At 59.9% G+C, this 6,686-nt stretch carries 5 protein-coding genes; 3 read left to right on the top strand and 2 right to left on the bottom strand.

Annotation, left to right across the window (positions count from 1 at the left end; translation table 11 throughout):
- Positions 1–315: 315 nt before the first annotated feature.
- A complete protein-coding gene (locus PLJ71_20640) occupies positions 316–2,079 on the top strand; it encodes a hypothetical protein (protein ID HQM51102.1) in 1,764 nt (587 codons plus the stop codon).
- Here the strand turns inward: PLJ71_20640 and PLJ71_20635 are convergent.
- On the bottom strand, positions 2,076–2,393 hold the full coding sequence (locus PLJ71_20635) for a cold shock domain-containing protein (protein HQM51101.1): 318 nt from the start codon (positions 2,391–2,393) through the stop codon (positions 2,076–2,078). The genes PLJ71_20640 and PLJ71_20635 overlap by 4 nt on opposite strands.
- A 360-nt stretch (positions 2,394–2,753) precedes the next feature.
- Between PLJ71_20635 and PLJ71_20630 the strand changes: the two genes are divergently transcribed.
- Positions 2,754–3,728 carry a GDP-mannose 4,6-dehydratase gene (locus PLJ71_20630; protein HQM51100.1) on the top strand — a complete coding sequence of 325 codons (975 nt, stop codon included), beginning with the start codon at positions 2,754–2,756 and terminating at the stop codon, positions 3,726–3,728.
- A gap of 101 nt (positions 3,729–3,829) precedes the next feature.
- Here the strand turns inward: PLJ71_20630 and PLJ71_20625 are convergent, their stop codons facing one another.
- Positions 3,830–5,590 (bottom strand): hypothetical protein, encoded by a 1,761-nt coding sequence (locus PLJ71_20625; GenBank protein HQM51099.1) that lies wholly within the window; start codon positions 5,588–5,590, stop codon positions 3,830–3,832.
- Between the two features lie 405 nt (positions 5,591–5,995).
- On the opposite strand from PLJ71_20625, the gene PLJ71_20620 reads away from it, so the two are divergent.
- A complete protein-coding gene (locus PLJ71_20620) occupies positions 5,996–6,442 on the top strand; it encodes a GntR family transcriptional regulator (GenBank protein HQM51098.1) in 447 nt (148 codons plus the stop codon).
- The last annotated feature ends 244 nt before the right edge of the window (positions 6,443–6,686 follow it).

The following is a 6,686-nucleotide window of genomic DNA, read 5'->3' as shown; positions in this document are numbered from 1 at the left end:
GCACACCGGATGGGTTGGCCCGGCGGCCTGTCTATGGCAACTGTTCAGAGCGCCAACGGCGCGTCACATACCAGCCTGGCCTGAAGGGCCAGGAAATCGCGCCCACAGCACCTAACAGGGCTGAAAGCCCGAAACATAAACATGATTGGGCAAACTACCCGAACGATTCGGTGTTTCGAGGGCGGCCGCGCCCCGTTGTGTTACTCTGTTGCCATCCGCTTTGTGACTCAATGCGGAGCGCGGCCTTGTCAGGCCGCCGTGCCTGCAATGGAGTGTCCGGGCATCCGCCCGCGCTTTCCGTGAAAGGAGACTGTCATGATGTTTGTCCTGGGGCTGTTGGTCCTTGCGGCAACCGAGCCGAACCTGCTATCGAACCCTTCGTTTGAGGAGGGACTTGCGGGGTGGGACGCGGCGGCTCCGCACGTGACCATGGAAGCCGGGCAGGCGGAGGGCCGGTCGGTGGCTCGAATCTCCGTGCCGGGCGATGCGCCGGTGGCGTGGCCGACGATAGGCCAGCGTGTTCCGGTTGCGCCCGAGGACTTGCTTTCGGGCACGGCAGAGGTGTGTGCTCAGGGGATCCGCGACGGCTATGGCGCCTACCTTGCCCTCGAGTTCTACGATGCTTCGGGCCAGCGCATGAGCTACGGTCAGTCGGCGGGCCTCCTCTCCGACGATGCCTGGAAGACGCTCAGGGTTCGCGCCGTAGCGCCCGGCGGAGCCGTTTCCGCGCGGCTCTGCCTGATTGTGAATGGCAGGGGAGACGCCCTGTTTGACAATGCGCGGCTGGTCCGTCTTGAGAATCTGGCGGTGAAGCCTCTCGACGGCGAGGTGTCCATCACGGTTACCAATGACGTGGCATGCGCGAATCTCGTGGGATTCGGCGCCGAGGACGACGGCTGGTTCTATGCGCCCGAGAACCTCGATCGCGGCATTGATGAGGGCGACATCGCGCTCCGGGAACGGCGGCTCGAATGGCTCGAACCCGACTGGGTCCGGATGTTCTGCTGGTACAAGGACTGGAATCCCAGCGGGGACTGGAAGACCTTCACCTTCGACAGCCCGAACATGCAGAGCCACTACCGCACGCTTGCCTTGTATCAGCGGCTAGGGGCCCTGGTGAATGTTACGGGGGTCGAGTGGGGCGTTGCCGACCCCTTCGGCCGGCCCGAGGAAATGGCGCGGGCTGTTGGCGCCCTCTTCGAACATCTTATCCGGGACAAGGGGTTCGCCTGTGTGCGGCAATGGACTCTCACGAACGAGCCCAACACGCATTTCCTCCAACTCGGGTATTCGTTTGACCGGTACGTCGAGCTGCACCGGCTCGCCAAGGAGGAATTCGGCCGCCGGGGGCTCGATATCCAGATTGTCGGCAGCGATGACACCGGGGGTTTGGAGTGGTTCGAAGCCTGTGCCGGGAACGACTCCTATTTCGCCGTAGCCGATGTTTTCGCCTCACATCGCTATTTCCCGTTCGCGGACCGCGTCCTCGCACCGTACTTTTTTGAAGAACGGTTGGATGTTCTCGCCCGGAAGGCGCCGCGTAAACCGCTTGTGGTGGCGGAATTCGGATTTCAGGACGGCCGGTCGGGCACCTTTGCCAACCCGATCATGGAGGACTATCCCTATGCCCTATGGACCTTCAATTTCATCGTCGAAGGGCTGAACAGGGGTGTCGCGGGATTTAACATCTGGTGTCTCCACGAAGTCTACTATCCGGGCGGCAACATGATGAATTACGGTTTGTGGAATTTCAAAGACCGCGGCTGGGCGATCCGCCCCGTGTACCATGCGATCGCGTGCTTCACGCGGATGACGGAACCGGGGGCGGCCGTTCGCCGGTGCGAGTCCTCGCACCCAAGGCACGCCGCCGCGGCGGTGGTCGGAAATGTGGCATTCTGGGTGAACCAGGCAGGCAAGGAGGCGCCCATACGTTTCGACCTGCCGGTCGCCGGGCCCGCCAGGGCCTATACCAGGGAAACCGTGAAAGATGAACACAGTCCCGGACTCGAACTCCGCGTCCAGGACAACGCGTTCACCGCTCCGCCTGAGAGCTTCGGTTTCGTGAAGCTCGGGGACTAACCGGCTGACCGCCTGCGCACTTCGGGCTCGTAGTCGACGGTATCTTGTTGAAACGAGTCAACAGCCTCGGGTTCCGCGGGGTCCGCTGATGCAACCTTGTTGACGTTAATCGCCTGCAACCCTTTCGTGCCGTGCAGCAACTCGAAGCTGACCAGATCGCCTTCCTTGAGCGTTCGGAAGCCTTCCATCTTGATAGCAGAGTAATGGACGAAGATGTCGGGCGTGTCATCAACAACAATGAACCCATATCCCTTGGTATCGTTGAACCACTTTACCCGCCCCTCGAGCCTGCCCGAGAGCGATTCACTGCCCATAACCAGGACCTCCTGTCCGAAAACCCGGGGCTGATTGCGCGCGCATTCCAATCACAACATACCCGCCAGAGGAACGCTGCCCTGGCACAAACGGGCGCCCGTGTTTTCAGAGACGCAATTGCTACATCATGTAACATGGGAAACTTTGTAATTGTTTCGCGAATTCCCAAAGAGTCGATAGAGATAGCCGGCGCCATTGCTTCGCCGCCGGGGAACCGGGCAACGCGGAGTCCCGCGCACGCCTTGTTGACGCTGTGCGCAAAGCCTCGTATACTCAAACGCAGCTTGCAGTTAAGCCAGCGGGGTGTTGGGGAATGCCAACCGCGGCCGTTCAGGCCACGAGGTATGACGGAGCGTGCTATGCGTGTTTTGGTAACTGGGGGCGCTGGATTCATTGGTTCACATCTGTGCGAGGCCTTGGTCCACCAGGGTCATCAGGTCACGGTGCTCGATGACCTGAGCACGGGGCGGTTCGAGAATATCGAGCACATATCCGGGCTGACCTGCGTGGTAGACACCACCCTGAACAAGGATATCGTCCGAGACCTCGTTCGGGAAGCCGATGTGGTCTACCACTTGGCGGCTACCGTGGGCGTGCAGCTGGTGGTCGAGCAGCCGGTCCGCACGCTTGTAAACAACATTCGCGGCACGGAGACCGTGCTTGAAGAGACGTCACGGTACCGGCGCCGCTTGCTGATTACCTCGAGCAGCGAAGTCTATGGCAAGGGGATGAACCCCGAGTTCCGCGAAACCGACGACCGTATCATGGGCGCCACCTCGCTTAGCCGGTGGGGGTATGCCGCGTCAAAAGCCATGGACGAGTTTCTGGCCCTTGCTTACTGGTACGAAAAACGCCATCCGGTTGTGATTGTGCGCCTCTTCAATACCGTGGGAACGCGCCAGACGGGGCGGTATGGAATGGTGATTCCCCGTTTTGTGGCACAAGCCCTGCGCAACGAGCCTCTGACGGTATTTGGCGACGGCGAGCAGTCCCGCTGTTTTACGTACGTCGGGGACGTCGTGCCCGCGCTCATCAAACTCATGGAAAGGAGAGATTTGTGCGGCGAAGTCTTCAATATCGGCGGAAATCAAGCCATCACAATGAAGAAGCTTGCGGAGCGGATCATTGAGAAGACCGGCAGCACGGGGGGAGTAACGTTCGTTCCCTACGAACAGGCTTACGGACCCGGGTTCGAGGACATGCGCGCCCGCATGCCCAGTCTCAAGAAAGTACATGACGCGATCGGTTTCGAACCCAAGACCTCGTTGGATGAGATTCTCGACGTTGTGATCGAAGATATCCGTCATCGTCTCGACGTCAGAGATCTGACCTGACCAAAGTCAGCGAGCATGAGACCAAGACAGATGGGCCGCCCCTCCTGGCGCGTCGCGCGGCCCGCATCGCCTCCGGGAATAAGGGCGCGTTCCCGCTGTACTCAGCGGATCACGGTTGGGCGAATCTCGCGCACCTGCGCATTGGGCGACGGCTTGTATTCGTCATCCGGCGTGTCCAGGAAGAACTGTGCGGCGCGGGACTGGTCCGTACTCACGTAGGTTTTGCCGTCTCTGCTTCGAATGCCCGTGGCATACACCGGGGGCACGCCTTCCGGCTCGATGCTGACCCATCCTTTCTGTTCTTTGCCTTCGGCGACGCGCTCGACGGCCTCCATGGCTTTCTTGACGCGTTCCTTGACGGGGAGGTCCGCGATATTCTCCTGCGGTTGCTCGGGGGTGGCGCCGGGTTGTGGCGGGGGGCCGAAGGTGAGGTTTTCGGCATAGATGGGGCTTGACAGCGCGAGAACCTCCAGGGTGCCCATGCCGGTCTCCTCAAAGGCCTTCTCAGGGTCGATCACGGCTTGCTCGACGACCCGGGCGCGGAACACCGTAAAGCGGTCCGGCTTGACCACGAGCCTGCGGTCGTATTTCTTGGAATCCATGCGTTTCGAGATGATGGGCCGCCCATCGGCAAAGATCTGGACCTTCTTGTCCTTACCCCCGCGCACCCGGACCACCAATTGCGCCTCCATGCCAATAGGGATGACGCCTCCCATCGGCACATACACGGTGCGATCGTCTATCTTGACGTTTGCAAAGAGCTCCACGGTTGGGCCGTCGGGCCCCCTGGATACAAACGTGCGGCCTTGGCGCAGGCCGGTGAGAATCCCCGCGACGGACTTCTCATATGCGAAAACGTAGGTGATCGGCCGCCCCAACGGCACGTTACCCGCGCTGGACATGCTTCCTCCGATGGGGCTTACCCGAAGTCCGCTATTGAGGTGCGCGTCCCAGAAGATCTCTGCCTTGGCGTTCGCGGCGAGATGGGTGGTTGCGGCTGCCTGGGCTATCGGATAGAGCGGCTTCCCCTCGATGTATTTCCCGGGGATATCGCGCCCCGTTTTAGGGTCGCGCTCCAGGCGTTTTTCGCCCCGGGCCTGGAGATCTTGATCGAGGTCGCTCAGCATTACCGGGGGCATGCTTCGCCAATCCCGGCACCATACCTCGATGGCGTTCACGTACTGCAGCCCCCACTGCCAGGGAGCGTCGCGGAAGCAGGGGTGGGCTATGGCGAAAATACCGCCCTGCATCTGGACCCGGCGCACTAATGCCTGGGCATGTGTGAACGTGTCCGCCCGCTCGGGTTCGGTCTGCGGGCCGTAGATGAGGGCATACCCGCGCTTCGAATCTCCCCACTCCATCGCGGGAATCAATACGACGGACTTCGATGTGAACGCGGGGTCCTTGCAGGCCTCCATCGTGTTGAGGTCCGTGATCGCGAGGAAATCCAGGCCGGACTTCTCGGCGCGCTTGACCAGCCCGCCGACGCTTTCCGAGCCGCCGCCGTAACTCGAGCGTGCGTGAAGCTCGCCCTTATACCAGCCAGCCTTGGTGTCGAGAACGGTGTTCTGCTGGGGCAGCCGTTCAACGCCCGGCATGCTTGCTGCGTCGAACCGGTCCGTTCCTATTTCCTCCTCAATGCGGTCCAGCACCAAATCGCGGTCGGCATCAAAAGCCAGGAGCGTTCGTTGGCCCGCGCTTCCCTCGATTAACGTCAAGGGAAGGCTTGCCATGACGCCGGCATCGACGACGATCTCGCGCACATCCACGAGGATGGGTACGCCCAATTCATATACGTACGTATAGGCGGTGAACTTCCCCAGGGGACACTCGCCGATAGCGGAGCCCTCAGGAACTCTCAACAAGTAGGACTGCGTGCCGTCTTGGGACTTCAAAAGCACTTTACCAGGAAGACGGCGGCCGACAATGTCACTTAAATCGACGTGCAGTTGGCCGCCAGAACTCTCTTGTCCTGAACAAGTTACGACTGGAAAGTATGCGATTGACTGTGCGGTTTGACTCGCGGCGGATATGTGGTACAATAGGCAAAAAGTTAGTAGTAGTAAACTTGTCCGGTATGCAGAAACACGCACGATCTGTCTCCATGTGAGTGGGGGCCGCGGTTGTCCGTCGTCTCTGTACATTATACATATCTTGGCCCACGGTAACATCCCGGTTTGCTGTGGGCGAAAGAGTGGGGTGTAAGAGCAACGGCCAACAGCGGAGGGTGCAGGCGCGCAGTTTCCGCAAAACGAGCAGGAGGTGTCATGAAACCAATGTTACTGAGCATCGACATCAACAGCAGTGTGGCCGTTTACGTCCAGATCGAGAACCAGGTGCAGTTCGCCATTGCTGCGGGCAAGCTGAAAGCAGGAGACCAGTTGCCGTCGGTTCGGGAGCTTTCCGAGCGCCTGCGCGTGAACCCGAACACGGTTGCGAAGGCTTACCGGGACCTCGAGGTGATGGGTCTGCTGTACACGCGCAGGGGCATGGGCGTTTTCGTGAACAAAGGCATTGAGGTCAAATGCCGCGAAGAATGCCGCCGACGCACGCTCGAGGGTCTTCATTGCATTGTTGCAGAAGCCAAGATCGCGGGCATGGAGTGCGACGAACTCGTGGAGGCCGTCACGAAGAGCTTCGAACTGGATTCAGAGCCCTACGCGGAGACCCCTCCCGAAGTGGTCGCTTTGGCAAAACTCCGCAACCGTGACTAATACTCACGGCTGAGGTGTCGAAATAGAAACGGGACATCGGTTTTCACACGATGTCCCGTTACTGATTTCAGAATTATGATTTTAACGCCTTGCTGCGGTCACATATCAAGAGAAATTACCTGTGAAGAATGGCATCTTGTCAAGGAATGTCTAAGGCGGTTTCTGCGCCTCGAACGGCACCATACATGATATCTTGTCTGGCACCAATAGGTTAAGAGGTATGGACCGCCGGCACCGCCCAATC

It is taken from the genome of Candidatus Hydrogenedentota bacterium, from assembly GCA_035416745.1.
Taxonomy (GTDB): Bacteria; Hydrogenedentota; Hydrogenedentia; order Hydrogenedentales; family SLHB01; genus UBA2224.
The sequence above is the reverse complement of the archived record's forward strand: the minus strand, read 5'-3'. Positions and strand labels throughout refer to the sequence as shown.

What these genes read in the sequence shown, in the direction of transcription:
- PLJ71_20635 (HQM51101.1), bottom strand. Translation starts at nt 2,393, where the DNA reads ATGGGCAGTGAATCGCTCTCGGGCAGGCTCGAGGGGCGGGTAAAGTGG.
- PLJ71_20630 (HQM51100.1), top strand. Translation starts at nt 2,754, where the DNA reads ATGCGTGTTTTGGTAACTGGGGGCGCTGGATTCATTGGTTCACATCTG.
- PLJ71_20620 (HQM51098.1), top strand. Translation starts at nt 5,996, where the DNA reads ATGAAACCAATGTTACTGAGCATCGACATCAACAGCAGTGTGGCCGTT.
- PLJ71_20640 (HQM51102.1), top strand. Translation starts at nt 316, where the DNA reads ATGATGTTTGTCCTGGGGCTGTTGGTCCTTGCGGCAACCGAGCCGAAC.